Raw genomic sequence first — 25771 nt, 5'->3', positions numbered from 1 at the left:
GAATGGCTGTCCTTTTTTTCTTATTTATGTTACACTGGTTTCATTCATATGTTCGTTTTTTGGAGGGGCATACATGCATACTTTATTAATTACATTGCTTGTTATTGTAGCGATTGCTTTGATCGCTGTTGTGCTTTTACAGTCTGGGAAGAGTTCAGGTCTGTCCGGAGCGATTTCAGGAGGAGCAGAGCAGCTGTTTGGAAAGCAGAAGGCTCGCGGCATTGATTTAGTACTTCATCGGGCAACAGTCGTATTGTCCATTTTGTTTTTTGTGCTGACTATTGCTTTATCTTATCTTGGATTATAAGAAAAAGAAGACACCCCAAGAGTCTGATTGGGGTGTCTTCTTTTTGCTGCAAGGAAGGAACAATCGCTTCTGCTGGTGTCCCGGCGGAATATCCCGTAAAATGATAATGAATATGTATCGAACGGTCCATACTAGGAAAAAGGAGAGTTATTGCATTATGAGAATACGTTTACCCAAACCATTTACATTTGAAGCCGGGAAGAGAGCAGTTCTTTTGCTTCACGGCTTTACCGGAAACTCCTCCGATGTGCGCATGCTTGGCCGCTTCCTTGAGAAGAAAGGCTACACCTCTCATGCGCCTCATTACAAGGGGCACGGTGTTCCGCCTGAGGAGCTGGTACATACAGGTCCTGAAGACTGGTGGAAGGATGTAGTGGATGGGTATAATCATCTGAAGAACCTCGGCTATGAGGAAATTGCTGTAGCAGGCTTATCGCTTGGCGGAGTGTTCTCCTTAAAGCTTGGTTACACGGTTCCGGTAAAAGGCATTGTAACGATGTGCGCACCGATGTACATAAAGAGTGAAGAAGTGATGTACGAAGGCGTCGTCAAATATGCCCGGGACTTCAAGAAGTTTGAAGGGAAATCACAAGAGGTAATTGAACAAGAGATGGAAGAATTTAAGAAAACTCCTATGAACACGCTAAAGTCATTGCAGGAGTTAATCAGTGATGTGAGAAGTAATATAGATATGATTTATGCGCCCACTTTTGTCGTGCAAGCGCGGCATGACGAAATGATTAAACCAGAGAGTGCAAACATTATCTATGATGAAATAGAATCAACGATGAAAGAAATGAAATGGTATGAAGAATCCGGCCACGTGATTACGATTGATAAGGAGAAGGATCAGCTTCATGAAGACATTTATCGTTTCTTGGAGCGCCTCGACTGGAGTGAGTAAGCGGTCAGGCAGTCGGAAACGTTCTCGCTTTTAAAAATCACATGAGTGCCGGTAACAATGATGGGAGGTTAGCAAATGGACCAGCAATCGAAAGAACTTATCGATCGGCTGTTGACGTACATGAAGGAAGAATCATATAAGCCGCTGACAGTGAAAGAGCTGGAAGAAACACTGCAGGTGGAGGATTCTGCGGAGTTTAAAGAGTTTGTTAAAGCGCTCGTTTATATGGAAGAGAAGGGGCTTGTTGTCCGGACGAGAGCCAACCGCTATGGGCTTCCGGAGAAGATGAATTTAGTGCGCGGCAAGATATCCGGCCATTCAAAGGGCTTTGCCTTTTTAATGCCAGAGGAAGAAGGAATGGATGATATCTTTATCCCGCCCCATGAAACAAACGGTGCTTTAAACGGCGACACGGTTCTTGTGCGAGTCTCTAGTGAAACGAGCGGCTCCCGACGTGAAGGTACGGTTGTGCGTATCCTCGAACGCGGAAAAACAGAGGTTGTTGGCACGTACACTGACAGTAAGCACTTCGGATTTGTTATTCCGGATGATAAGAAATTTGCCAGTGACATCTTCATCCCAAAAGAGGCGGCAAATGGCGCAGTGGAAGGCCACAAAGTGGTGGTGAAAATTACTTCCTATCCAGACGGACGCAAGAGTGCGGAAGGGGAAGTTATACAAATCCTCGGCCACAAAAATGACCCTGGCGTCGATATTATGTCCATTATCTATAAGCACGGTCTTCCGCAAGAGTTTCCAGATGAAGTGATGGAACAAGCGAATAGCGTTCCGGAAACCATTTCTGAAGAAGATTTAGAAGGACGGCGTGACCTGCGTGATGAAACCATCGTCACCATTGATGGTGCAGATGCGAAAGATCTGGATGACGCCGTCAATGTAAAAAAATTAGAGAATGGAAACTACAAGCTCGGCGTTCATATTGCAGATGTCAGCTATTATGTAACAGAAGGATCGCCGATTGACCAGGAAGCCTATGACCGCGGTACGAGTGTGTACTTAGTAGACCGGGTCATCCCGATGATCCCGCACCGCTTGTCTAACGGGATTTGCTCGCTGAATCCAAAGGTGGACCGCCTTACCCTTTCCTGTGAAATGGAGATTAATCCGTCAGGGGAAGTCGTTAGTCATGAGATCTTCCAAAGTGTGATTAAAACAACGGAGCGTATGACCTACCATGATGTCAACCGCATTCTCGTTGACAAGGACGAAGAGCTTCGAGCGAAGTATGAGCCGCTCGTTCCGTTTTTTGAAGCGATGGAAGAACTGGCGGCTATTCTGCGGAAGAAGCGGACGCTGCGCGGCGCTATCGACTTTGACTTTAAAGAAGCGAAAGTCATTGTAGATGAGGAGAGCCATCCGGTCGATGTCGTTATACGTGAACGTTCGGTAGCGGAAAAGCTGATTGAAGAATTCATGCTTGCGGCCAATGAAACAGTGGCTGAGCATTTTCATTGGATGGAAGTTCCGTTTATTTATCGTATTCATGAGGATCCGAAGGAAGATAAGCTACAGCGCTTTTTTGAATTTATCACCAACTTTGGATTAGTCGTGAAAGGAACATCGAATTCTGTCCACCCTCGTGCGCTGCAAAAAATCATTGAATCAGTATCCGGCAAGCCGGAAGAAACCGTTGTTTCCACGGTTATGCTCCGCTCTATGCAGCAGGCGAAGTACCATGAGGACAGCCTGGGGCATTTCGGACTGGCAACGGAGTTCTACACGCACTTTACGTCACCGATTCGCCGTTATCCAGATTTGATTGTTCACCGTTTAATTCGCACGTACTTAGTCGAAGGTAAGATTGATCCGGCTACACAAGCGAAATGGGGGGCGGAAATTCCTGAGATTGCCAATCACACGTCCAGTATGGAACGCCGGGCAGTTGATGCCGAACGTGATACGGATGAATTGAAAAAAGTCGAGTTTATGCTGGATAAGATTGGAGAGGAATTTGACGGGATTATCAGCTCCGTCACGAACTTCGGTATGTTTGTGGAGTTGCCGAATACCATTGAAGGCTTGATTCATGTTTCCTACATGACAGACGATTATTACCGATATGACGAGCGCCAGTTTGCGATGATTGGTGAGCGTACGGGGAATGTCTTCCGAATTGGCGATGAAATTACCGTTCGTGTACGGGATGTCAATAAAGATGAACAGTCTATTGATTTTGAAGTCGTCGGCATGAAGACGATGAGGAAGAGCCGGCCGGAAGCAAGCCGTACTGTCCAAACGAAATCGAAGGATAAAAAGGCGCGCGGCCCGCAAGGAAATAATAAAGAAGAAGCAGGCGGTGAATGGTTTTCAGGCCCATCGAAAAAGAAGAAAAAAGACAAGTTTTATAAGGGAGCCGTAAAGAAAAGCCAAAGCCGTAAGAAGTGATAAGTCCAGCCCTATTCCGGCAAGGGGCAGATCTGCCGGAATAGGGCTGAAAATGGAAGGTGAGACATATGCCAAAGGGAGAAGGAAAAACAGTAGCACAAAATAAAAAAGCACGCCATGATTTCTTCATAGAGGAGACGTATGAAGCAGGGATTGTTCTGCAGGGAACAGAAATCAAATCGATTCGTGCAGGCCGGGTAAACCTAAAGGATGCCTTTGCCCGTATTCATAGAGGAGAAGTATTTGTGTACAATATGCACATCAGCCCATATGAACAGGGGAACCGCTATAATCATGACCCGCTGCGGACAAGAAAGCTTCTTTTGCACCGCAAGCAAATTGATAAGCTGATTGGAGAAACGAAGGAAGCGGGATACTCGCTCGTTCCATTAAAAATGTACATTAAAGACGGCTATGCCAAATTATTAATCGGCTTAGCAAAAGGGAAAAAGAAGTACGACAAGCGGGAAGACTTAAAGCGGAAGGAAGCAAAGCGCGATATTGAGCGTGCCTTCAGGGAAAGGCAGAAGGGCTGATCCTAAAAGTGCCCCTCTTGCATTTTCCTTAGAATCTGTTATAATAAGAAATGTAGTTAAGCTCCGGACACCAAGTCCGTTCCTATTCTATAATGGGGACGTTACGGATTCGACAGGGGTAGTTCGAGCTTGGACTGCGAGTCGGAGGGTCGCGTCTCCGCATCAACGCAAACGCCTAAATATAACTGGCAAAAACGAATTAGCTTTAGCTGCCTAATTTAGCGCAGCTGCTCCTCCCGCTATCGTCCATGTAGTCGGGTAAGGGGCCCAAATTTAGTGGACTACGCCGGAGTTCTCCGCCTGGGGACGAAGGAAGAGACTAATCAGGCTAGCTGTCCGGACGCCAGTCGATAGGCATAAGGAACAGCGAAACTAAAATATATCGACTACGCTCGTAGACGTTCAAGTGCCGTTATCCTTGGACGTGGGTTCGATTCCCACCGTCTCCACCATACATAATTTGGTGGATAATCATTACATTTAACGGTATAACATAAAGCAGTGTTAACATTGCTTCAGGCTGTCGACTTTGTCGGCAGCCTTTTTTACTGCTTTCAGCTCATCCATATACGATTTTCTTGCAGATGGTATTTTTGTAGAGGAGGCGCTAGAACATCATATTCTAGGCAAACAGTGGATTAAGCGATTACTTGAACCATCTGAAATCGTCAAGGCTGCCGTGTTCCTAGCATCCGATGGGGCTGGAGCGATTACAGGCGAAAGTATCCCTGTAACAGGTGGCATGTAATAGACAGCTGGAGTTCTTGAGATGGATTCTCATTAAAGTCTCAATTATATTAAGATCCCATATATATTTAGGCTGTATCCAATTCGGGATACAGCCTTTTTGATCTTTCCAAAGGATGCCTTCTCTTTTAATGAAAAATGATACATAGGTCATTGTAAAGGCTTGAACGCTAGTTCTTTATCAGTCTTTTAGATGTAAAAATGATTATTTACAAAATATGGATTTACCTATCTAGCGTTGCCTAGATACAATTATGCATTTGGTCTTGATTTTAGACAATTCTTTCTATATAATCATAGTATACTTGGAATGATAATCATTTTCAAATGACATACTGAGAATAAACATGTTATGAGGGTTACATATGAGACTATGGATGATGATAATCGCAACTATCGTCCTGTCCTTTATATCGTTATTTATCGGCGCGATTGATATCAAGATCAGTGACTTGCTCAACTGGGATTCGGATAAGACACAAATTTTCTTAACTAGTCGCCTGCCGCGTCTAATGGCGATTATACTGGCGGGCGCGGGAATGAGTATTGCGGGATTGATTATGCAGTCTTTAAGCCGAAATAAGTTCGTGTCGCCAACGACTGCTGGAACGTTAGATGCAGCCAAGCTAGGGATTTTACTCTCTATGCTGTTCTTCACGAATGCCACGTATACACAGCAAATTATCTTCAGCTTTGCATTTGCTCTAGCGGGAACGCTGCTTTTTATGCAAATTCTAGATCGTATTAAATTTAAAGACGCTATTTTCGTTCCGTTAATCGGGATTATGTACGGAAATATCTTGTCATCCATTACGACATTTTTTGCATACGAAGGAGACCTTCTTCAAAATATTTCCTCTTGGTTAATGGGGAATTTTGCATTAATGATCTCTGGTCGTTATGAGTTGTTATACGTAAGTGTTCCAGCGGTTATTTTAGCCTATCTGTATGCGAATAAATTTACCGTCGCAGGTATGGGGGAAGAGTTTGCGAAGAACCTAGGCTTAAGTTATAAATTTGTGTTAAACATAGGTCTTATTCTTGTAGCGATTATTTCTACAACTGTCGTACTAACTGTCGGAGTGATCCCGTTCTTAGGTTTAATTGTACCTAACATTGTCTCTCTTTATTTAGGTGACAATTTACGCAAAATAATTCCACATACAGCGCTATTAGGGGTCGTCTTCCTCTTATTGTGTGACATTATTGGGCGTCTTGTTATTCACCCTTTTGAGATCCCAGTTAACGTAACTGTGGCAGTCATCGGTAGTGCGATCTTCTTAATCATGTTACTTAGGGGAAGAGCATATGGCAAAAAATAGTACGAAGTTGATCTTTTTAGCATTATTATCCATTGTTTGTGTTTTATTGTATGCATTTTACGATATAAAGGGCGGCTTTGATTACGCCTTCCCAAGGCGTATGGTTCGCGTGACGGCCATGGTGGTAACGGGAGTGGCAATTGCCTACTCGACAGTGGTGTTCCAAACAATCACCCATAACCGTATTTTAACTCCTTCCGTTATGGGCCTTGACTCAATGTATGAAGTGGTGCAAACGCTAATTTATTTCTTTGCCGGGTCCATGTCGATTTGGGTCTTGAACAAATATTTGAATTTCGGTGTAGCGATTATAGCTATGGTGTTATTCGCGGTCCTTTTATACCGTTTCTTGTTCCGGGCAGACAAGTATCCGATTTATTTTCTCCTTATCATTGGGATGATTTTAGGGGCACTTTTAGGAAGTCTCGTGTCGTTCTTGCAAGTTATGATTGATCCGGTAGAATACTTAAGTCTTCAGTCCCGTTTGTTTGCAAGCTTCACCAACGTGAATGCTGACTTATTATATGTGGCCATCGGCATCCTATTGATTGCATTTATTTATGGCTATCTCATTATAGATAAGCTGGATGTTATGTCGCTTGGCCGGGAAAATGCAATGAATCTTGGTGTCAATTATGACCGGATGGTAATCAATGTACTGATTTTATCGTCCATTTTAATTGCGACATCCACAGCTTTAGTTGGTCCTATTACGTTCTTTGGCTTAATTGTAGCGAATCTATCCTATCAATACTTAGCTACTTATAAGCACTCCATCTTGATTTTAGGGGCAAGTTTAATTAGTATTGTTGCATTAGTTGGCGGTCAGTTCCTTGTTGAGCATATTTTCGAATTACGTACAACGTTAAGTGTGATCATTAACTTTGTTGGTGGTATTTACTTCATTTACTTATTATTAAAAGAAAGTAGGGCAGCAGGATGATTGAAATTAAAGGGTTAACGAAGAGATTTGGTAAGAAGCCTGTTGTAGAAGATGTATCCGTGAAAATTGAACCTGGAACGATTACATCATTTATCGGTCCGAATGGAGCTGGTAAATCCACACTTCTTTCTATGGTGAGCCGATTGTTAGATTCGGATACCGGAGAAGTATTGCTTGATCAGGAGAACGTAAAGAAAATGAAGTCAACGGAATTCGCCAAGCGCGTTTCGATTCTGAAGCAATCCAATTATCTGAACGTCCGGTTAACCGTGCGCGAGCTTGTTTCGTTTGGCCGCTACCCGTATTCTCGGGGGCGTCTAACAGCAGAGGATGAAAAGTTCGTTGACCAAGCACTGGGATATATGAATTTAACGGATATACAAAATGAGTTTTTAGATGAGTTATCAGGCGGTCAAAGGCAGCGTGCCTTTGTGGCGATGGTCATCGCGCAGGATACAGAATATGTGTTACTGGATGAGCCTTTAAATAACCTGGATATGAAGCACTCTGTTCAAATCATGAAGATTTTGCGCAAGCTTGTAGACGAGCTTGGTAAAACGGTAGTCATTGTCTTGCACGATATTAATTTCGCATCTGTCTATTCGGACCGCATTGTTGCCTTGAAAAACGGCAAGCTGGTGAAAAACGGACCGACGCATGAGATTATTAATTCGGCTGCACTGCGTGAGGTGTACGATATGGATATTCCTATTCAAGAGCAGGATGGATGTCGTATTTGCGTCTATTTCAAAGCACATGCATAAGCCAATTTAATTAATCAGTAGAAAGAGCTGGAGAAATAAGTTTAATCCTTTAACTTGTTTTCTCCAGCTCTTTTTAAAAAGATATAATTGTCATACAGTCTATTCGTTTTGTTACTCAGTTGAAAAAATTTAAATTATTTTGTCAAAGAAGTATTGACGCTAATAACAATTCACCATATAATGAGAACAGTTATCATTAATAATGATTCTCATTATTGATAAAAATCGTAATTTCATAAAAGGAGAGTAAGAGACATGGGAAAATGGAAGTTAGCTAGTTTTTTATTAGCCATGCTATTAATGCTTGCTGCATGCGGATCTAACGGAGGCACCGCAACAGAGGCAGAAAATGAATCCGCTGGCTCTGACAGCCAATCTGCAGAAAACAATGGAGCTTATCCAATGACTGTATCTCCAACAATCAGTTCAACGGAGAACGAAGAAGCAGGTACAGTTAACTTTGAAGATGTGACATTTGAAAAAATGCCGGAAAGAATTGCTGTATTTGACTATGGTATGTTAGATACATTGGATGCGCTCGGTGTAGAGGGAATCATGGGTGTTGCTCAAGACTCCAGCTTACCAGATCACCTTAAAAAGTATGAAAGTGATGACTATACAAACATTGGTACTTTAAAAGAACCATTGCTTGAAGATATTGCAGAACTGAGCCCAGACGTTATTTTTATCTCTGGCCGCCAATCTGCTTACTATGAAGAATTAAAAGAAATCGCTCCTGTCGTATTCGTTGGTACTAATCAGGATGACTACTGGAATACATTCCTAGCTTCAGTAGATATTGCAGCTAAGATGTTCGATAAAGAAGCGGAAGCGGACGAATATCTTGCTAAATATGATACAGCTCTAGAGGAAATCAAAGCATTGGCTGGAAAATATGATACTTCATTAGTGACTATGTATAACGAAGGTAACCTATCTGGCTTTGGGTCAAAATCTCGTTTTGGTTACATTTATGAGGAGTATGGTTTCAAACCAGTAGCAGAAGACATTGAGGCTTCTTCTCACGGTTCGAACTTCGGCTTTGAGGCAATCCTAGAATTCGATCCACAAGTATTGTTCGTGATTGACCGTACAGCAGCTACGGGTAGTCAATCAAATATTAAAGCCGATATGGAAAATGACATTCTTAAGCAAACAGAAGCTTACAAGAACGACCGTATCGTATACTTAGATGGTCCGCTTTGGTACTTAGGCGGCGGCGGTTTACAATCTGAGCTGGCTAAAATTGAAGAAGTGTTAAATGAGTTAAAATAATCATATGTACAACAGGCTGCAAGAAATCAGTAGAAACTGATTTCTTGCAGCCTTGTTTGTTTAACAATGTACAATAGGGGTGTTACTTCATCAAGGAGGGTGTTAGTATGTTAGTGATTAGTGAAAAGGACATTCAGCAATGCTATGGCATGAAAGAAGCAATTGAAGATACGAAAGAGGTACTGAAAGCAAAAAACATAGGAGAAATTAATAATCCTCACCGGACGGTATTGGAGTTCCCGCAGTATGAAGCATCCGCCTTGTATATGCCGAGCGCCGATTTGTCCGAAGAGGTGTCTGCGGTGAAGGTTGTGACTATTTTTCCGAGGAACCCTTCGAGAGGCAAAGCGACAACTCAAGGGGTAATTTTGCTGTCGGATGCAGAGAATGGCGAACACGTAGCGATGATGAATGCTTCCTATTTAACACGCTTGAGGACAGGGGCGCTAAGCGGGATTGCTACTGATCTGCTGGCCCGGAAGGACGCTCGTGTGCTCGCCGTTATCGGGACAGGGGCCATGGCGTTTGAGCAGGTGCTTGGTGTATTGGCCGTTCGAGATATTGAACGTATTCTTTTATTCAACCGAACACTTGAGAAGGCGAAGGCGTTCGGTGAGAGGCTGAGTTCGTTTGGTGTAAAGACTCCTTTTAAGGTGGTCGGCGATGTATCAGAAGCGGTGCATGAGGCTCATATTATTTGCTGTGCTACCCGGTCCAATGAACCAGTGTTTAATGGAAAGGATCTGCAGCCCGGTACACATATTAACGGGGTAGGTTCCTACTTGCCGCATATGAGAGAGGTCGATCACGCGACGGTGCTGCGCGCATCCAAAATTGTCGCTGATGATCTTGCGGGAGTAAAGGAGGAGGCCGGTGAGCTTATTTATGCGGACGAACAGAATGACTGGTCGTTTGAAGAGGTGCATGGCGAGCTGCATGAGCTGACAACCGGCGTTAAGGCAGGACGAGAAGATGATGAAGAGATTACGTTCTTTAAGTCCGTCGGAGCTGCCTACTTTGATCTTGCTGTAGCCAAAGGAGTGTATGCAAAGGCAGAGAAAAACGGAATCGGCACGAGCATCGATGTATAAATGAAAGATAGATAAGAAGCGGCTTAAAGGCTGGGAAACTGCCTGCTTTTAAGCCGCTTTTTTTTACGGAAAATGAAAGTTTTATTGTTGACATGTAGTTTTACTGCGTGGTATATTATAATATTTTGATTAAAGTAAGTATTTGTGGTATGCTATATAGGTGATGAAATATGGAGGTGGATACGTTGTTTCAAGTAGGCGATAAAGTATTTTATCCTATGTATGGAGCAGGGGTCATTGAAGCAATTGAAGAAAAGGAAATCCAAGGTGTAACACGAGAGTATTGTATGATTACGATTCCGCTTAGTAAAATGAATGTGATGATTCCAATGAAGAACATGGAAAAGATGAAAATCCGCTCTGTCGTTGATACGTCAGAGGCGAAAGAAATTCTTGTTGAGCTCCAAGGAGAAGAGCCTCATGGCGCCCTTCCATGGAAGGAAAGGCTGAAAAGAAACACGGAGAAGATGAAAACAGGCGAGATGAAGGATACAGCGGAGGTTTTTCATGACCTGGTCTACTATCAAAAAGAGAAAGCGCTGAATTCTAGTGAGAAGCATATGCTGGACCTTGCCACCAAGTTTCTCGTTAGTGAGATCGCTCTGGTCAAGGATATCTCTGAAAATGAAGCCGCCCATTTACTTCAATTAACCAGCTAAGCGGACAGGTGTTCATACCTGTCTTTTTTATATGCAGGAAAATAGCTGTACATGTTCATGATGAACAGACTTGCTTAGAAGAGCAGGTCTGTTCTTTTTTGTTCAAAAACTGATAACCAATTTCCTTGCCTGGTTGTGCTAATATGGGAGTAAATGCATGAAGTCAAACGGAGGATAGGAATGGAAAAGACAAAAGTATTAGTCGTAGAGGACGAGGAGAAAATTGCTAGAATTTTAGAATTGGAATTGACTTATGAAGGCTATGAAGTTGGGAAAGCGCTGGACGGGCTTGATGGCTGGCGTTTGTTTCATGACCAGTCCTGGGATTTAGTGCTGCTTGATGTCATGCTGCCAGGGATCAGCGGTATTGAGTTATTACGAAGAATCCGCTCAAGCGACCCGCAGATTCCTGTTATTCTGTTAACAGCAAGAAGTTCGGTCGAGGATAAGGTCTCAGGTCTTGATCTTGGGGCCAATGATTACGTGACGAAGCCATTCGAAATAGAAGAACTGCTGGCACGTGTACGGGCAGCCTTGCGCTTAAGCCAGCCGCGTTCAAATGGAATGGTGGTCGACCAGAATTGGCTGCAGGCCGCGGATCTGAGGCTGAATGAAATGACGCGTGAAGTCATGAGGGGAGAGGATTCCATTGAACTGACACCGCGCGAATTTGACCTGCTGGCGTACTTAATGTCGCATTGCAACCAAGTGCTGAATAGAGAGCAGCTTCTTAACGGCGTATGGGGGTATGATTATTACGGGGATACGAACATTGTAGATGTCTATATACGCTATCTGCGCAATAAGATCGATAAGCCGTATGATCACCCGCTGATTCACACGGTGCGCGGTGTAGGATACGCGCTGAAGGATAAAAAATGAAACTGAGAAACAGGATTAACCTCTACACGGCTGTTATGTTTATCAGTCTGTTTATTTTGTTAAACGGCGCTGTCTATTACACATTTAGCCATGTCATGCTTGAAAGTGAACTGCAGGATACCACAGATGAGGCCCGGCAAACGGTTGAAGGCATCAGCCGAACGGACGCATCGGTTCCAGCAAATACCTTGCTCAGGGCTTATATGCCGGTGAGCGGGATGCTGCAAATTGTGAAGCAGAATGGCCAAGCGGCCGCGGCTGTTACGGCACCGAGCCAAGGGCATCTGAGTGAATATCCTGCTGTCTTTTATGAGAAGGAGCGGCATGAGATCGTCGAATATGAAGGTGTGAGATATGCCTTTGTGTCCATTCCTGTAGTGTGGGAAGGCGGAGAGTTAGCCAGCCTGCAAATGACGGAGAGCCTGGAAAGAGCAGAGGAGGCCCTTGCTGTATTAAGGGCGGTTCTCGTCGCTGTGACAGTAATCGCTATGGTACCCGTCATTCTTTCTTCCCGCTGGCTGAGCAACTTTATTACACAGCCGATTTCCTCTATGATCCGCACAATGGGGGAGATTCAGCGGAGCGGCCAGCACAAAAAAATTGAATTGCCGAAAAAGAGTAAAGATGAGCTCTATCAAATGGCTGATACCTTTAACCATATGATGAATTTGCTGCAAAGAAACTATGAGAAGCAGGGCCAGTTCATATCAAACGCCTCTCATGAGCTGAAAACCCCTCTGACGGTTATTGAATCCTATGCGAGCCTGCTGAAGAGAAGAGGAAAGGAGCAGCCGGAGCTGTTTGATGAATCGGTGGAAGCAATTCATTCGGAAGCCGTGCGGATGAAGAACTTGACCGAGCAGCTTCTCCAGCTGGCTAGACAAGAGGAGCAGTGGAATGTAGAGCTGGCTGATGTTCATTTGACCCCTTTAGTAGAAAAATCGGTACAGGCTTTTCAAAAAGCATACAACCGCGGGGTTACCTTGCAGGTGGAAGAAGACGTGATCCTTAGAACGGACCAGCAAAAGCTGAGCCAGCTGCTGTATATTCTGATGGATAATGCGCGCAAATACAGTGAGGCATCTATTCAAGTAGTGATCCGCCTGCAGGAGAACTGGGCGGTTGTTGAGATTATTGATCAAGGAATCGGTATTCCAGCTGATGAGCTGGCCTCCATATTTGACCGTTTTTACCGGGTGGATAAAGCAAGAACAAGAAAAACAGGAGGGTTTGGACTGGGACTGTCCCTTGCTAAAGAAATCGCTGAAGCTATGGGAGCAGATGTGCGTTTGGAGAGTAAGGAAGGAGAAGGAACGACCGCGCAAATATGGCTTCCTTTGACTGATTCTCACTAATTTCTCATGATGATCGTATATAGTTAAAGCTAAAGAGCTAAAGGATTTAAACGGGGTGATCAAATGAATAAGAAGCGTCTTCGGCTCATCACTGTCATTGCCATAGCTCTTCTAGTTGTCGGTGCAGCCGCCTGGCAGATGACGGGGCTATTTGCCTCAGCAGAGCCGTTAACGGAGAATGAAGCGAAGAACCGCATTCAGGAAATGTATGCGGCTGAAGTAAAAAGCATCACGCAATCCGGTGATCAATATGAGCTGATGATTGAAATAGAAAAGCAGCCGTACAAGGTTGAAATGGCAGCAGAAACGGGAGATATTCGTTCCTTAACGAAAGTAGAGAGCAACAAACAGGCGGAGCCGCCGAAGGAAGTAAGCGAAACGGAAATGAAGGAGCGTCTGCAGAAAAGCTATCCCGGCAAGTTGACAGGACTGAAAAAGCAGGCAGAGGGCGGCCATGCTTATTACTATGCGACCATTGAACACGGTCAGGAGCGAACAACAGTGAAAGCGGACGCTTTGACAGGGAAAGTCATTGACTCCTCTGTGGAACCTCTTCCTGAGGCGCCGCCAAAGGAGCAGCCGTCTTCGCCGCCGGCCCGCGAGATTACTGAGGAAGAAGCAAGGGCTATTGCGCTGAAGAATGTGAGCGGCACGGCTGAGGATGACATCGACCTGGAAGAATCGAATGGATTGACTTACTATCTAGTTGAAGTGGAGCGGGACGACGATAGGGAAGCTGTTGTTCAAATCAATGCGATCTCTGGCAAGGTGATGTCCATTACTTGGGAGGATTAGACTTGCTCATACTTTTCTCATCAAACTCTCATTTATCTATCCTTATCCTCTCATTTTGACGGTCTATGATAGAAGTAACATCAAATGAAGGAGGAAGGGTAAATGAAGCGCAAATTATTTATTACAGGTGTAGCAGGGGCAATTATTTTAGGTGGAGCCATTGGAGTAGGAGCAGTCAGCAGTGAACCAGCCATTTCCTTTGAAAAAGCGAAAGAAGCGGCAGTCAATCAAGTGAACGGTACAATTGAGAGCATTGAGCTCGAGGAAGATGACGGCCTTTTAAAGTATGACATAGAAGTAAATGGATCTGATCGCAGTGGTGATAAGGAAGTGGAAGTAGATGCGGCTTCCGGCAAGGTGATGAATGTAGAGGATGACCGGGACGACGATGATGATCGAGACGATCGTGTGAACAAGCAAGTGAACATTTCTCATGAAGAAGCGATAAATATTGCTCTAAAGAGTGTACCTGGTAAAGTAACTGAAGCAGAGCTTGACGATGATGGCTATTATGAAATCGAAGTTCAGCATAATAACCAGGAAGTAGAATTGAAAGTTGATGCGGATAGCGGCAAGGTTTTGGAGAAAGAAATAGACTAGTCCTCCACCAATCCCTCTTTCTTGCTGAAAAGTGCCTGTGATAACAACAAACAGCATGTGAACCTATAAAGTGTTCGCATGCTGTTTGTTTATATATGCGGCTTCAGATAAGCAGTGATCGCCTCTATATTCTTTATATTCTTTCCATAGTCTACAATAGTAGTGGGAATAGCTGGTTTACTCTGTATATGTACGCTCGTTGTTTCCTCGTCGGCCTTTTGTACAAGAAGGGTTATTTGATCTCCGAATGTTCTGAGATTGACTCCTGTTTTTGCGCGGATCACACCGTCTTCATAAGTAACTTCCGCTCCCTCAATCGAGAGATTACGTTCATACATACACCTATCCTTTTCTATTAAAGACCTGTCGTGTCTCCTGACTGTAAGACGTATTATTCAGGTGAACAGCAGCAAATAGATGAGCAGTTCTAGGAATAATGACTCAATACCCATTTTCAGGGTTAAGTGTTTCTATCTTTTTCCTCTGTTGATACAATAGAGAAGAGTGAGAAAAGATGATCTTTTAAAGGGAGAGGTTCCATGTTTAAGAAAATTGCTTCAGATGCGCTTGGTTTATCAGATATTGGGAAAATTATTCCGCCGTCTGACTATGACAAAACAGATGCTGACGATTATGTGATGCATGAAGATGATGAAAAAATTTATTTCGTCATTAAAACGAAAGCAGATGAGTATTGCTTTACAAATCTAGCGATCATCCACGTGGATGGGGAGAGTGCGATGTCCTCTAAGCGGACACTGAGAAGATATCCGTATGCGCAATATAAAATTTCGAATGTGGTGTTAGAGACAGCTGGAAAAATCGATATGGATGTAGAGATTAAATTCCAAATTGGGAATGAAATGATTGATATCGATGTAAGAAAAGATCAAATCGAACAGTTAAAAGATTTATATAAAGCACTGCTTCGAATTGCAGAACTGACACACGAGAACAACATTTACATGGATATGGCATCTGAAAGCATCAACAGAGCTGTGACTGTGTTGCAAAACTCCCGCACAGAGGAGCAAAGTTTAAGCAATACGTACAAACAATTAACGGAAGCGGGCTTCGAGTGGATGTCCTCCATCCGTGAAAAGTATCATGTGAAGGACTTCGGAGAGGTATTTGAGAAGTATATTAATAATTAAAAAGCTGCCTAAATAAATAACGGGCCCCTCTTGTGTATAGCAAGAGGGGCTTTCTTATGTCTTTCTTTTGGCGAACATAATGAAATAGTCCTGCCATAGATCTTGGGCAGCTGAATAATAGATGAATAAAAGAATAAAGTAGGCAAAAAATCATAATTTCTGTTGAGACGGTTGACTTTGAGAATGATTATCAGTTAGTCTAAATATGCAACAGATAATGAAAATCATTATCAATTAAATTATCGCATACTAATTGTGACGATGACAAGGAGTGTTATCAATGGATACAGTGATCCGTTCTCATTCAGCTAATGAAAGTCTGCTAGCCAGGCAGGCAAGAAGAGAATCCAATGCCAGATCTTATCCGAGACGGCTGCCGCTTGCGATTCATAGAGCAGAGGGAATCTATGTAACGGATATGGACGGTCAACAGTATATAGATTGCTTGGCGGGGGCAGGCACGCTTGCGTTAGGGCATAATCACACAGTGGTCCGGGAGGCTATTTCAAAGGCAATGGACTCCTATACACCGTTACATACCCTTGACTTGACGACACCGATTAAGGAATCGTTTATCGATGAAGTGTATGCTTCCTTACCGGGTTCTTTTGCCGAAAAAGCAAAAATTCAGTTTTGCGGGCCAACTGGCGGCGATGCGATCGAAGCAGCCTTAAAGCTTGTAAAAACAGCTACAGGCAACCGGAGTATTTTATCGTTTCAAGGCGGTTATCATGGGTCTACTCACGGAACGTTGAGTATCAGCGGGACGACAGCACCGAAAGGTAAAATTCACGCGCTGGTGCCAGATGCACATTTCCTTCCCTATCCATATGCCTATCGCTGTCCATTTAATATTGGAGCAGAAGGCCACCGCGTCAGCAACGCCTATATTGAAAATTTACTGGACGATCCGGAAAGCGGTATCGTTGCGCCGGCGGGTATCATTGTGGAGGTTGTCCAGGGAGAGGGCGGTTCTATTCCTGCACCAATCGAATGGTTACAACAGCTGCGTCGTTTAACGAAAGAGCGACATATTCCGCTGATTATTGATGAAGTGCAAACGGGAATCGGCCGGACCGGCAAAATGTTTGCTTTTGAACATGCCGGTATCGAACCCGATGTGCTTGTTCTTTCCAAAGCAATAGGAGGAAGCCTTCCGTTGTCTGTTGTTCTTTACGACCAGCGTCTTGATCTGTGGGAGCCGGGAGCCCATATTGGCACATTCCGGGGAAACCAGCTGGCGATGGCGGCTGGAAAAGCCACACTGCAATTCATAAAAGAACATCAGATTCCTGATCACGCTGCCGAGCTTGGGGCGTACTTTATGAAGCAACTGACATTTATTCAAAAGCAGGTATCTTCCATTGGGGAAGTGAGAGGAAGAGGATTAATGATCGGGATCGAAATTGTTGACCCGACCAAGCAGCCGAATGGTGTGGGAAGTTATCCTGCCTACCCGGAATTAGCTAAGACCATTCAGCAGGAGTGCTTTAAGCGGGGGTTGATTTTAGAAGTAGGCGGCCGATTCAGCACAGTGATCCGTTTGCTGCCGCCGCTAGTGATTACGAAAGAACAAGTAGATGAAGTACTGAACCGCCTCCATGAAGCGATCACTAGCGCGGAGCATCAGGCGGGAATTCCTAACAGAAGGTGATAAGAATGAATACGGCTTTTACAAAATGGTTTCTTCATCCAGGGCATGAAAGTATCAGCGCTTATTATGAATTAATGGACCGTGTCGTACAGCTAGTGGCCGATCAAACGAGGAGGGCTTATACGCCTTTCACAGGAGTTTCTGACCGGCAAATTGCCTCGAAGGTAAAAAGGCTTCTGGCGATTACGCAGGAAGGACAGCAAACGGACAAAGTGATGGAGGAAATAGAGCAGACTGTTATGAAAGATTCTTTATGGATCTCTCATCCTAGTGCTATGGCGCATCTTCATTGCCCGCCTTTAGTTCCGTCTATTGCAGCTGAAGTTGTGATCAATGCGCTGAATCAGTCGATGGACTCTTGGGATCAAAGCCCAGCGGCCACCTATGTGGAAGAGGAATTGATCAAGTTCCTGGCCAAGCAGATCGGCTATACGCACGAGGCAGACGGTGTATTTACGAGCGGAGGAACTCAATCAAACTATATGGGGATGCTGCTGGCGAGAAACTGGGCGTGCCAAAGACACTTCTCTATGAATGTACAGAAAGAAGGGCTTCCCTTCGAAGCAGACAGGCTTCGAATTCTATGCTCAGAACATGCTCATTTCACTGTTCAACAATCGGCGGCCCAGCTTGGTTTAGGAATAAATGCAGTTGTCACCGTAAAAACGGATGACCAGAAGAGAATGTGCATAAGGGAGGCAAGAGCAAAGGTACATGAACTTCGCCAACAAGGACTGATTCCTTTCATGATCGTTGCGACAGCAGGAACAACAGATTTTGGAAGCATTGATCCTTTAATAGAGACAGCCCAGCTGGCTGATGATGAACACCTCTGGCTTCATGTGGATGCAGCTTACGGTGGAGCCATGCTGTTTTCTCATCAATACAAGGACTTACTCAATGGGCTTCCGTTAGCCGATTCGGTCACTATTGATTTCCATAAGCTATATTACCAATCAATTAGCTGCGGTGCTTTTTTTGTGAAAAATAAACGGAATTTTCGATATATTGCCCATTATGCGGATTACTTAAACCCTCAAGAAGATGGTGAGGCGGGCATTCTCAATCTGGTGGAAAAAAGTGTGCAAACGACGAAGCGGTTCGATGCGCTCAAACTGCTTATGACCTTCAAGCTGATAGGGACCGATACATTCGGGGAGATGGTCGACTACACTATTCAACTGGCGAAGGAAACAGCTCGCCTATTCCGAGAAGACCCTTGCTTTGAAGTAATTAATGATCCGGAAATAAATGCAGTTGTTTTTCGTTATCTGCCGGCGGGGAGCCGGGAAGCTGCCTATATAAACGATATAAACCTGGAGCTTCAACGCTCTTTTTATAGAAGTGGTGAACTGATCATGGCGAAAACGAAGCAGGCCGGGGATGTATATTTGAAATTTACAATGCTGAACCCTTTGAATACGATTGGCCAAATGAAAGAGCATCTGCAGAAGATTAAGCGAGCAGGCAAAGCAATAGAAGAGGAGAAAGGAGAGATGCAGTATGGATATTCCCTTCCTTACTAATTATATAACGATGCAGAACTTACTGAATTGCTATGTGAAAGAAACGGGAGCTGGTGAGTGGAAGAAGCCATGTGAGGTTCCAATGATTCCGAACGACTCGGGCGTGAAGAAGGTATTAGTGATTAAGCTTTCTCAGCAGAAGGCTACATTATTTATTCCTGTACGCTACCAATCTATTACAGAGCGCCATCTGTTCTCCAAAGTCATGTACTACCAGATAAAGAATGACCAGGTAAAACAGCTAGATTACTTGACGCTAACCTTTCTTCTTCAAAAGGAGCTGTCTTTCTTATCCAGAAAGGGTCTGGAAATGGATGAATTCATGCTTCGGATGATTTTAAGCTACCAAACGATGAAGGGTATTCTGACTGCGAGGAAGGAGGGTTTGGCGGAGTGTTACCAACTAGACAAAACCTTTCTCGAGTCTGAACAGTCTTTACTGATTGGACACCAGGTACACCCTATGCCGAAGAGCCGCCAAGGGATTGAACCCGAGGAAGAGGATGTATTTGCCCCGGAAAGAAAGGGCGCGTTTCAGCTCCATTATTTCCGGGCTGTCAATGACATAGTCGAAGAGGCGTCCGTCTTATCCATCAGTGCTGCACAGCTTATAAAGGAAGAGCTGAAGAAGGATGCGGCAGTCTCTCCAGCGTTCAAGGAAGCTTATTGCCAGGAGGATGGCTATGCCTTAATACCTGTTCATCCACTGCAGGCGAGAAAGCTGCTGGGCAGGCAGGATATTTGTGACTATATACAAACGGGGAAGCTCACCTACCTTGGTGCACAAGGAAGGGCTTTCCATCCAACTTCTTCGGTTCGGACTGTGTACCATCCGAAGGCAAGTGTAATGTACAAGTTTTCGATCCCAGTCAAAATTACTAACTCGCTGCGCATCAATAAGCGAAAGGAGCTTGACCGAGGAGTAGAGGTGAGCCGGCTTCTTCAAAATGGTATTCATGAACAGCTAACCGTTCGTTACCCGGGGTTTCATATTGTTCAAGATCCGGCTTATATCAACGTAAAGACAGGCTCGGGGGAAGAGACAGGCTTTGAAACGGTGATCCGGGAGAACCCTTTCCAGAAAGGCAAGGAGAAGCGAACGAGCTTGATTGCCGCTCTATGCCAAGACCCGCTGGCAGGTGAAGCGTCTCACTTAGTCAACGTCATCCATAGCATAGCCGAAAGAGAAAGGATTTCTCTAGAAGCAGCAAGCGAAAGGTGGTTCAGCCGTTACTTGCAGGTAAGCCTTCGTCCGCTTTATTGGTTGTATGCTGTGCATGGGATTGCCTTAGAAGCTCATCAGCAAAATTCAGTTATTCAACTGGACGAGCAAGGATATCCATCCCGTTTTTACTACCGGGATAACCAGGGCTACTATTTCATGGAGTCGAAGGCACAAGCATTACGGGAACTGATTCCATCTTTAAATGAAAAAAGCGATACGGTTTGCACAGATGCTATTGCGGAGGAGCGTTTTCGATATTATGTCTTTTTCAATCACTTATTTGGTTTAGTTAACGCATTTGGCACCGGACAGTTGATCGATGAGGAGAAGCTGCTGGCAATGATCAAGGAAGAGCTAGTAGATTTGAAACAGGAGCTGGGTGATCATACTCATTTAGTAGATTCCTTGTTATACGAAGAGAAGCTGCCATGCAAAGCGAATTTGCTGACGAGAGTTCACGACATGGATGAGCTGGTTGGATCACTGGATACCCAATCGGTTTATGTGCAAGTGACGAATCCGCTGGCAGTAACGGCAGGTGATTTGCATGAAGTCTAATGTAGCTGCTCGCTCATTTGATAAGTACGAGCATTATGATCCTATTAGCCAAAAGACCATAGCATTTCGTCCAGTGAAGGCGGAGAAAGATGGTGAACGTCTGCATACATGGATGCATGAGGAGCACGTGATCCCATTTTGGAACCTGAATATTTCTTTCGATGATTATATGAAGCATTTACAGAGGTTTTTAAAAGATGACCATCAAACACTTCTTATTGGTGAATTAGATGGTGTACCTATGAGCTACTGGGAGTCGTATTGGGTGAAGGGCGATATTATTGGTAACTACTATTCTTTTGGCGAATATGACCAAGGCATTCATCTGTTGATTGGACCTCCAGCATTTTTAGGAAAGGGGCTTATTTATCCATTGCTTTTAACTATGTTATATAAGCAATTTGAATGTAAAGAAACGAATCGAGTGGTAGCTGAGCCTGATATAAGAAATGAAAAAATGATTCATGTATTTAAAAAATGCGGCTTTAAAGCAGTAAAGGAAGTTAAGCTTCCTGACAAAATAGGCCTGCTTATGGCCTGTGAAAGGGATATGTTCGAAAGAAGGTGGAAAAATTGGCAAGCGAATCAATTTTAGATGTGATTGGAGTAGGAATTGGCCCATTTAATCTGGGGCTAGCAGCATTGCTTGAAAAAACAGACTGCTCTTCATTGTTTTTTGATAAGAAAACACGGTTTGAGTGGCATCCAGGCATGCTTCTTGAAGGGACAACCCTGCAAGTGCCCTTTCTTGCCGATGCCGTGACGATGGTGGACCCAACGAGCCCGTACAGCTTCTTAAATTACTTGCATGAACAAAAGAGACTGTATCGGTTTTACTTCTTTGAGAAATTTCAAATTCCGCGCAAGGAATATAATCACTATTGCCAGTGGGTCGCTGCTCAGCTGCCTCAGCTCCGGTTCGGAACCGAAGTGGAAAAAGTGGAACAGGAAGAGAACGGCTGTTATCAAGTGACTGTTTTCTCTCATGATGACCAAGAGAGAAGGACATATAAATCTAGACATGTCGTCATCGGCGTGGGAACGAAACCGTACATACCATATCCGTTTCAATCGATGACAGGAGAGCAGATTCTTCACTCTTCCCAATACATGGATAAGCGGAAAAGGTTGCTGAATGGACGGTCGGTGACTGTTATCGGTTCAGGACAGAGTGCGGCCGAAATCTTCTATGATCTGTTATTAAAACAACCGGATTATGGATACGAATTATCCTGGTTTACGAGATCAAAAGGTTTTTATCCGATGGAATACTCTAAGCTTGGGCTGGAACACTTTTCACCGGATTACACCCATTACTTCTATCAGCTGCCGTCTGAAAAGAAGAAAGCTGTCTTAAGCAAGCAATCGTTGTTATACAAAGGAATCAGCTTTCAAACGATTGGTGAGATTTATGATGTATTATACGAGCGGTCTGTTGGACAACAAACCATGAATGTGAGACTGCAGGCGCTGACGGAGCTGGTGTCTATTGAAGAAAGAGAGGGTATGTACCGCTTGTCGCTCCATCAATTCGAACAGGACAAGACGGCAGAAATCAACAGCGAAGCGGTAATCCTTGCGACAGGCTATCATCCATACATTCCAGATTGCCTGAATGGGATAAAAGACAAGCTTGAATGGGATGCCAATGGCCAGCTTGTGATTGAAGAGGATTACAAGGTGAAAATGCACAGTGAAGGCAACCATCATTTATTTGTTCAAAACGGTGAGATCCATACACATGGGGTGGGCGCCCCGGATTTAGGACTGGGGGCCTTTCGGAATGCGGTGATTATTAATCAGCTGGCCGGAAAAGAAGTCTACCGGATAGATGAAAAGAACGTATTCCAGCAGTTTGGTTTGTAGAGGTTTTTCATGACGAAGGAAAAGAGCTTTGTTTATAGCTGTCTGCTTTTTACACTAGTTTCGGAAATGCTGCTTTCACCTTTTTACCCGCAGCTGTTCTCCCAATATTTTCGGGTAGATGGCGTCGAGGCCACGAGTCTATTCATCGTTTGCTGCCGGCTTGTTGTCATTGTAATGACGCCATTGTGGGCAGTCGCCTCCAGAAAATGGGGCTTCAAACGCCTTGTAACGGGCGCTTTAGTCGTTATGGCAGGATGCAAGCTGCTTCTTCCTTCTGTCGATACGTTTACTCAGTTTTTAGCTGTATCACTTTTACTGCTTTTCTTCCAAAGTATCATTTACTTATTGTATCCGACAATCGTTGCGTCAAGCAGAAGTGATCAGGAGAAGGTGCGAGCGACCACGACGTATTTGTTCGTATTTCATGGAAGCGTCATCGTGTCTGGGATAGTGGGAAGCTTTCTGATCAGCCATCCGTTACCGCTGGATATTTACTACCTGTTTGCTTGTATCGACCTTCTTTTGGCTGTGGTCAGCTGTTTTATTATTTGGCATCAGCCATCCCCTTCAGAAGAGAAGGGAAAAAGGGCGGTTCTTTATAAGGAAGGAAAGCGACAAGGAGAGTTTTTTATTTACTTGTTTGTGGTGTTCTTTTTCTACATCGGCCACCATACTATACGCCCTTATTTTACCGCTTTTCTAGAAGCGGATTATACGGTTTCCGAGCAAGAGATGAGCTTACTATACGTTATGCCGAGCCTGACTGCCGTGGTCTTGCAGTTTATGATGCCAAAACGCATCCTGCACTCCCATGTGAAAGGGCTGCTTATCGGCTTAACAGTGGTGACAGCAGGACTGCTTCTCGTCCAAGCAGCAGTAGAGTCTTATTTAGTATTCGTTATTATTCGAATCGCCTATAGCCTTTGTTTTTTTATTAGCCTGGCTGCAATGGATATTTTCTTTTTCCGTTCAGGCATAGGTGAACGATCGCCGCTTTTGTACAGCGTGGTTTCCTCCGTGCAGAATGCCGCGTTGCTGTTTGCACCAACGGCTGCTTTTCTCGCTATACAATCCAGCAGCATGAAGGGGCCATTTTTATTGGGAGGCTTCCTGTTGATCGGAGCGGCTGTATGTATGTGTCTGCTTTTTATCAAGAGTCTGACACCTGTCTATCAATTAAGAAAAGGAGTGAATCGTCGTGAGTATTTGTGAATGGCCATTACATATGTTGACGAAGGAAGCTTGGGAAGAGGTGGATCAGCAGCTTTTAGCAAAAATGCTGCAAGAGTTTGCCTATGAAGAAATCATCATACCGACACTGCAATCAAAGGAAGGAGAGATATGTACATTTACATGGAGTGACAGAAAAGGAAAGGTGTATCGCTTCCAGGCAAAAGCCCGGGTATTTGACAGCCTGCAAGTTCTGGCTAACAGTATAGAAGTGGCACCGGCGGAAAACACCGGCATTCCGCTGTCTATTCAGCTGCTATTGAGCATTCAGGAGGAAGAAGGACATATGTCTCCTTCTACAGCAGGAAACTTGGTTAAGGAATATTTGCATACCCTCGTTGCGGATACGCATCTAAAAGAACACACAAAATTATCTCATGAACTCACTGAGATGGATTATGCCGAGCTGGAAGGTGAAATGACTGGTCACCCGTGGATCACCTATAATAAAGGAAGAATTGGCTTTGGGTATGACGATTATGTTCAATATGCACCTGAACAAAAAAAGCGCGTACAGCTGTCCTGGATTGCTGTACGAAAAAATGCAGGAACATTTTATTCTGTCAAAGAGCTTGATTATGAACAGCTGATAGAGCAAGAACTGGATCAAAAGACACGCCAATATTTCGATAAAAAGCTGGAAGACAACGGAGTATGTGCCGAGGATTATTATTTCATGCCTGTTCACATGTGGCAATGGAACAACGTGCTTGTCTCCATGTACGCAACTGAAATAGCAAAGAAAGACATTATTCCGCTTGGAGAAGGGGTAGATGAATATCTTCCACAGCAGTCCATTCGCACGTTTGTGAATGTAACCGATAAGAAAAAGCATCATGTAAAGCTGCCGATGAGTATCTTAAATACGCTTGTTTATAGGGGGCTGCCAGGTGAACGGACGATTATTGCGCCTGAAGTGACAGCCTTTATGAAGGGGATACGGGAGAATGACTCGTTTTTAAAGGAAACATGCCGGCTCGGCCTTCTTGGAGAGGTAGCTACGATGAATGTGAGCCATCGGGTCTTTGAGAGGCTGAAGGGAGCTCCTTATCAATATTTAGAAATGCTTGGTGTTGTGTGGCGAGAGAGCGTATATAACGAACTAAAAGAAGATGAACAGGCGATTACGCTGGCGGCTTTGCTGTACATTGACAGGCAAGAAAAGCCTCTTGTATCTGCTTTTATCGAAAAGTCAGGGTTGTCTGCAGAAGAGTGGACGAGCAGGTTAATGAAGGCTGTTCTGCCTCCGCTGCTTCATTACTTGTATCAATACGGTACAGTGTTTTCGCCGCACGGACAAAATACGGTGCTCGTATTAAAGAAGGGGGTACCGGAACGGATTATTATGAAAGATTTCGTTGATGACGTGAATATTAGCGATCAGCCGCTGCCTGAGCTGAAGGGGCTTTCGGCCGAGCTAAAGGCTGTTCTGCGCAGTGAACCGCCTGAAGGTTTAACTCAGTTTATTTTTACAGGACTGTTTATTTGTCATTTTCGATACTTAAGCCGCATTTTAGAAGAAAGAGAGCAATTATCCGAGCAGCGTTTCTGGTGTATGGTGCGTGAGGAGATTCTTTCTTATCAACAAGCATTTTCTCATTTAAAGGAGCGGTTCGAATTGTTTGATTTGCTGCGCCCTTCTTTTACGAAATTAACGCTTAACCGGAACCGCATGTTTGATTACGGATATAAAGATGATGATGATCGGCCGCATGCAAGCGAGTATGGCACGGTTACAAATGCTTTGTATGAAGCAGCAAAGGAAACGGCCAAATAAAAAGCTCTCTTTTTTCGAAAGGATTGTTACATTCACATTCCTGCAGGAAGCTGTTAAAATAAGAAGATACATAGGCGGACTGCTGAGGCAGTGCCGCCTGAATTCTTGTGTGCCAGGCATGGCAACTATCTAGGTGGTGAGAGTCCACTGTGGGGGTACACATCGACCAACCACTAAGGAAGCGCAAGGTACTTA

General features: G+C 44.2%; 24 protein-coding genes and 1 other RNA gene. 24 read left to right on the top strand and 1 reads right to left on the bottom strand.

Features of this window, described 5'->3' with window-relative positions; translation table 11 throughout:
- Window positions 1–73 precede the first annotated feature (73 nt).
- From secG to QY97_RS02030, 16 genes are all read left to right on the top strand, one after another.
- A complete protein-coding gene (gene secG, locus QY97_RS02100; RefSeq protein WP_039230733.1) occupies window positions 74–307 on the top strand; it encodes a preprotein translocase subunit SecG in 234 nt (77 codons plus the stop codon).
- Between the two features lie 157 nt (window positions 308–464).
- Window positions 465–1211 (top strand): alpha/beta hydrolase, encoded by a 747-nt coding sequence (locus QY97_RS02095; protein ID WP_039230730.1) that lies wholly within the window; start codon window positions 465–467, stop codon window positions 1209–1211.
- Between the two features lie 75 nt (window positions 1212–1286).
- Complete coding sequence (rnr, locus tag QY97_RS02090) at window positions 1287–3617, top strand: ribonuclease R (RefSeq protein WP_039230727.1); 2331 nt, start codon at window positions 1287–1289, stop codon at window positions 3615–3617.
- 68 nt (window positions 3618–3685) lie between these two features.
- Window positions 3686–4153 carry an SsrA-binding protein SmpB gene (smpB, locus tag QY97_RS02085; RefSeq protein ID WP_039230724.1) on the top strand — a complete coding sequence of 156 codons (468 nt, stop codon included), beginning with the start codon at window positions 3686–3688 and terminating at the stop codon, window positions 4151–4153.
- A 94-nt stretch (window positions 4154–4247) separates the two neighbouring features.
- Window positions 4248–4605, top strand: a transfer-messenger RNA (tmRNA) gene (gene ssrA / locus QY97_RS19765).
- 77 nt (window positions 4606–4682) lie between these two features.
- On the top strand, window positions 4683–4901 hold the full coding sequence (locus QY97_RS02080; protein WP_039230721.1) for an SDR family oxidoreductase: 219 nt from the start codon (window positions 4683–4685) through the stop codon (window positions 4899–4901).
- A gap of 364 nt (window positions 4902–5265) precedes the next feature.
- Window positions 5266–6222 (top strand): ABC transporter permease, encoded by a 957-nt coding sequence (locus QY97_RS02075; protein WP_039230718.1) that lies wholly within the window; start codon window positions 5266–5268, stop codon window positions 6220–6222.
- Window positions 6209–7165, top strand: a complete 957-nt coding sequence (locus QY97_RS02070; protein ID WP_039230715.1) for an iron chelate uptake ABC transporter family permease subunit — start codon at window positions 6209–6211, stop codon at window positions 7163–7165. The genes QY97_RS02075 and QY97_RS02070 overlap by 14 nt, the downstream gene beginning before the upstream one ends.
- Window positions 7162–7929, top strand: a complete 768-nt coding sequence (locus QY97_RS02065; RefSeq protein ID WP_039230712.1) for an iron ABC transporter ATP-binding protein — start codon at window positions 7162–7164, stop codon at window positions 7927–7929. The genes QY97_RS02070 and QY97_RS02065 overlap by 4 nt, the downstream gene beginning before the upstream one ends.
- A gap of 255 nt (window positions 7930–8184) precedes the next feature.
- The gene (locus QY97_RS02060) at window positions 8185–9204 is read left to right on the top strand and encodes a siderophore ABC transporter substrate-binding protein (RefSeq protein ID WP_039230709.1); all 1020 of its coding nucleotides are present in this window, start codon (window positions 8185–8187) and stop codon (window positions 9202–9204) included.
- A 107-nt stretch (window positions 9205–9311) separates the two neighbouring features.
- Window positions 9312–10295, top strand: a complete 984-nt coding sequence (locus QY97_RS02055) for an ornithine cyclodeaminase family protein (protein WP_039230706.1) — start codon at window positions 9312–9314, stop codon at window positions 10293–10295.
- Window positions 10296–10465: 170 nt separating this feature from the next.
- Window positions 10466–10954 carry a CarD family transcriptional regulator gene (locus QY97_RS02050; protein WP_099098522.1) on the top strand — a complete coding sequence of 163 codons (489 nt, stop codon included), beginning with the start codon at window positions 10466–10468 and terminating at the stop codon, window positions 10952–10954.
- Between the two features lie 180 nt (window positions 10955–11134).
- Window positions 11135–11836, top strand: coding sequence for a response regulator transcription factor (locus QY97_RS02045; RefSeq protein WP_039230702.1), 702 nt, complete (start codon window positions 11135–11137; stop codon window positions 11834–11836).
- Window positions 11833–13191 carry a sensor histidine kinase gene (locus tag QY97_RS02040; RefSeq protein ID WP_039230699.1) on the top strand — a complete coding sequence of 453 codons (1359 nt, stop codon included), beginning with the start codon at window positions 11833–11835 and terminating at the stop codon, window positions 13189–13191. The genes QY97_RS02045 and QY97_RS02040 overlap by 4 nt, the downstream gene beginning before the upstream one ends.
- Before the next feature lie 63 nt (window positions 13192–13254).
- A complete protein-coding gene (locus QY97_RS19435) occupies window positions 13255–13986 on the top strand; it encodes a PepSY domain-containing protein (protein WP_052728910.1) in 732 nt (243 codons plus the stop codon).
- Window positions 13987–14088: 102 nt separating this feature from the next.
- The gene (locus QY97_RS02030) at window positions 14089–14586 is read left to right on the top strand and encodes a PepSY domain-containing protein (protein ID WP_052728909.1); all 498 of its coding nucleotides are present in this window, start codon (window positions 14089–14091) and stop codon (window positions 14584–14586) included.
- Between the two features lie 89 nt (window positions 14587–14675).
- Here the strand turns inward: QY97_RS02030 and QY97_RS02025 are convergent, their stop codons facing one another.
- Complete coding sequence (locus QY97_RS02025) at window positions 14676–14924, bottom strand: hypothetical protein (RefSeq protein WP_039230697.1); 249 nt, start codon at window positions 14922–14924, stop codon at window positions 14676–14678.
- Window positions 14925–15125: 201 nt separating this feature from the next.
- Here QY97_RS02025 and QY97_RS02020 point away from each other — a divergent pair, with 201 nt between their 5' ends.
- The 8 genes from QY97_RS02020 (at window position 15126) to QY97_RS01985 (ending at window position 25576) form a co-directional block, all read left to right on the top strand.
- The gene (locus QY97_RS02020; protein ID WP_039230695.1) at window positions 15126–15740 is read left to right on the top strand and encodes a PH domain-containing protein; all 615 of its coding nucleotides are present in this window, start codon (window positions 15126–15128) and stop codon (window positions 15738–15740) included.
- A 280-nt stretch (window positions 15741–16020) separates the two neighbouring features.
- A complete protein-coding gene (locus QY97_RS02015; protein WP_039230693.1) occupies window positions 16021–17394 on the top strand; it encodes an aspartate aminotransferase family protein in 1374 nt (457 codons plus the stop codon).
- Window positions 17395–17399: 5 nt separating this feature from the next.
- A complete protein-coding gene (locus tag QY97_RS02010) occupies window positions 17400–18920 on the top strand; it encodes a pyridoxal phosphate-dependent decarboxylase family protein (protein WP_039230690.1) in 1521 nt (506 codons plus the stop codon).
- Window positions 18898–20703 (top strand): IucA/IucC family protein, encoded by a 1806-nt coding sequence (locus tag QY97_RS02005; RefSeq protein ID WP_039230687.1) that lies wholly within the window; start codon window positions 18898–18900, stop codon window positions 20701–20703. Before QY97_RS02010 ends, QY97_RS02005 begins: the two co-directional genes overlap by 23 nt.
- A complete protein-coding gene (locus QY97_RS02000; protein ID WP_039230684.1) occupies window positions 20693–21298 on the top strand; it encodes a GNAT family N-acetyltransferase in 606 nt (201 codons plus the stop codon). Before QY97_RS02005 ends, QY97_RS02000 begins: the two co-directional genes overlap by 11 nt.
- The gene (locus QY97_RS01995) at window positions 21277–22569 is read left to right on the top strand and encodes a lysine N(6)-hydroxylase/L-ornithine N(5)-oxygenase family protein (RefSeq protein WP_052728908.1); all 1293 of its coding nucleotides are present in this window, start codon (window positions 21277–21279) and stop codon (window positions 22567–22569) included. The genes QY97_RS02000 and QY97_RS01995 overlap by 22 nt, the downstream gene beginning before the upstream one ends.
- 9 nt (window positions 22570–22578) lie before the next feature.
- On the top strand, window positions 22579–23781 hold the full coding sequence (locus QY97_RS01990) for an MFS transporter (RefSeq protein ID WP_039230681.1): 1203 nt from the start codon (window positions 22579–22581) through the stop codon (window positions 23779–23781).
- A 13-nt stretch (window positions 23782–23794) separates the two neighbouring features.
- Entirely contained in the window at window positions 23795–25576 is a 1782-nt protein-coding gene (locus QY97_RS01985) for an IucA/IucC family protein (RefSeq protein ID WP_039230994.1), read from the top strand.
- Window positions 25577–25771: the final 195 nt, after the last annotated feature.

Origin of the sequence: Bacillus thermotolerans, from assembly GCF_000812025.2 — a bacterium.
Classification (GTDB): Bacteria; Bacillota; Bacilli; order Bacillales; family Domibacillaceae; genus Quasibacillus; species Quasibacillus thermotolerans.
Note: the sequence above shows the minus strand (reverse complement) of the source record. Positions and strands in the feature narration are given on the sequence as shown.

Bases quoted from the DNA above. Each gene is read 5' to 3' on its own strand.
- QY97_RS02040 (WP_039230699.1), top strand. From the start codon at position 11,833: ATGAAACTGAGAAACAGGATTAACCTCTACACGGCTGTTATGTTTATC.
- QY97_RS02055 (WP_039230706.1), top strand. From the start codon at position 9,312: ATGTTAGTGATTAGTGAAAAGGACATTCAGCAATGCTATGGCATGAAA.
- QY97_RS02025 (WP_039230697.1), bottom strand. From the start codon at position 14,924: ATGTATGAACGTAATCTCTCGATTGAGGGAGCGGAAGTTACTTATGAA.
- QY97_RS02050 (WP_099098522.1), top strand. From the start codon at position 10,466: ATGGAGGTGGATACGTTGTTTCAAGTAGGCGATAAAGTATTTTATCCT.
- QY97_RS02020 (WP_039230695.1), top strand. From the start codon at position 15,126: ATGTTTAAGAAAATTGCTTCAGATGCGCTTGGTTTATCAGATATTGGG.
- QY97_RS02005 (WP_039230687.1), top strand. From the start codon at position 18,898: ATGGATATTCCCTTCCTTACTAATTATATAACGATGCAGAACTTACTG.
- QY97_RS02060 (WP_039230709.1), top strand. From the start codon at position 8,185: ATGGGAAAATGGAAGTTAGCTAGTTTTTTATTAGCCATGCTATTAATG.
- rnr (WP_039230727.1), top strand. From the start codon at position 1,287: ATGGACCAGCAATCGAAAGAACTTATCGATCGGCTGTTGACGTACATG.
- secG (WP_039230733.1), top strand. From the start codon at position 74: ATGCATACTTTATTAATTACATTGCTTGTTATTGTAGCGATTGCTTTG.
- QY97_RS02000 (WP_039230684.1), top strand. From the start codon at position 20,693: ATGAAGTCTAATGTAGCTGCTCGCTCATTTGATAAGTACGAGCATTAT.
- QY97_RS19435 (WP_052728910.1), top strand. From the start codon at position 13,255: ATGAATAAGAAGCGTCTTCGGCTCATCACTGTCATTGCCATAGCTCTT.
- QY97_RS02070 (WP_039230715.1), top strand. From the start codon at position 6,209: ATGGCAAAAAATAGTACGAAGTTGATCTTTTTAGCATTATTATCCATT.
- QY97_RS02095 (WP_039230730.1), top strand. From the start codon at position 465: ATGAGAATACGTTTACCCAAACCATTTACATTTGAAGCCGGGAAGAGA.
- QY97_RS01985 (WP_039230994.1), top strand. From the start codon at position 23,795: ATGTTGACGAAGGAAGCTTGGGAAGAGGTGGATCAGCAGCTTTTAGCA.
- QY97_RS02045 (WP_039230702.1), top strand. From the start codon at position 11,135: ATGGAAAAGACAAAAGTATTAGTCGTAGAGGACGAGGAGAAAATTGCT.
- QY97_RS02030 (WP_052728909.1), top strand. From the start codon at position 14,089: ATGAAGCGCAAATTATTTATTACAGGTGTAGCAGGGGCAATTATTTTA.
- QY97_RS02010 (WP_039230690.1), top strand. From the start codon at position 17,400: ATGAATACGGCTTTTACAAAATGGTTTCTTCATCCAGGGCATGAAAGT.
- QY97_RS02065 (WP_039230712.1), top strand. From the start codon at position 7,162: ATGATTGAAATTAAAGGGTTAACGAAGAGATTTGGTAAGAAGCCTGTT.
- QY97_RS01990 (WP_039230681.1), top strand. From the start codon at position 22,579: ATGACGAAGGAAAAGAGCTTTGTTTATAGCTGTCTGCTTTTTACACTA.
- smpB (WP_039230724.1), top strand. From the start codon at position 3,686: ATGCCAAAGGGAGAAGGAAAAACAGTAGCACAAAATAAAAAAGCACGC.
- QY97_RS02075 (WP_039230718.1), top strand. From the start codon at position 5,266: ATGAGACTATGGATGATGATAATCGCAACTATCGTCCTGTCCTTTATA.
- QY97_RS02015 (WP_039230693.1), top strand. From the start codon at position 16,021: ATGGATACAGTGATCCGTTCTCATTCAGCTAATGAAAGTCTGCTAGCC.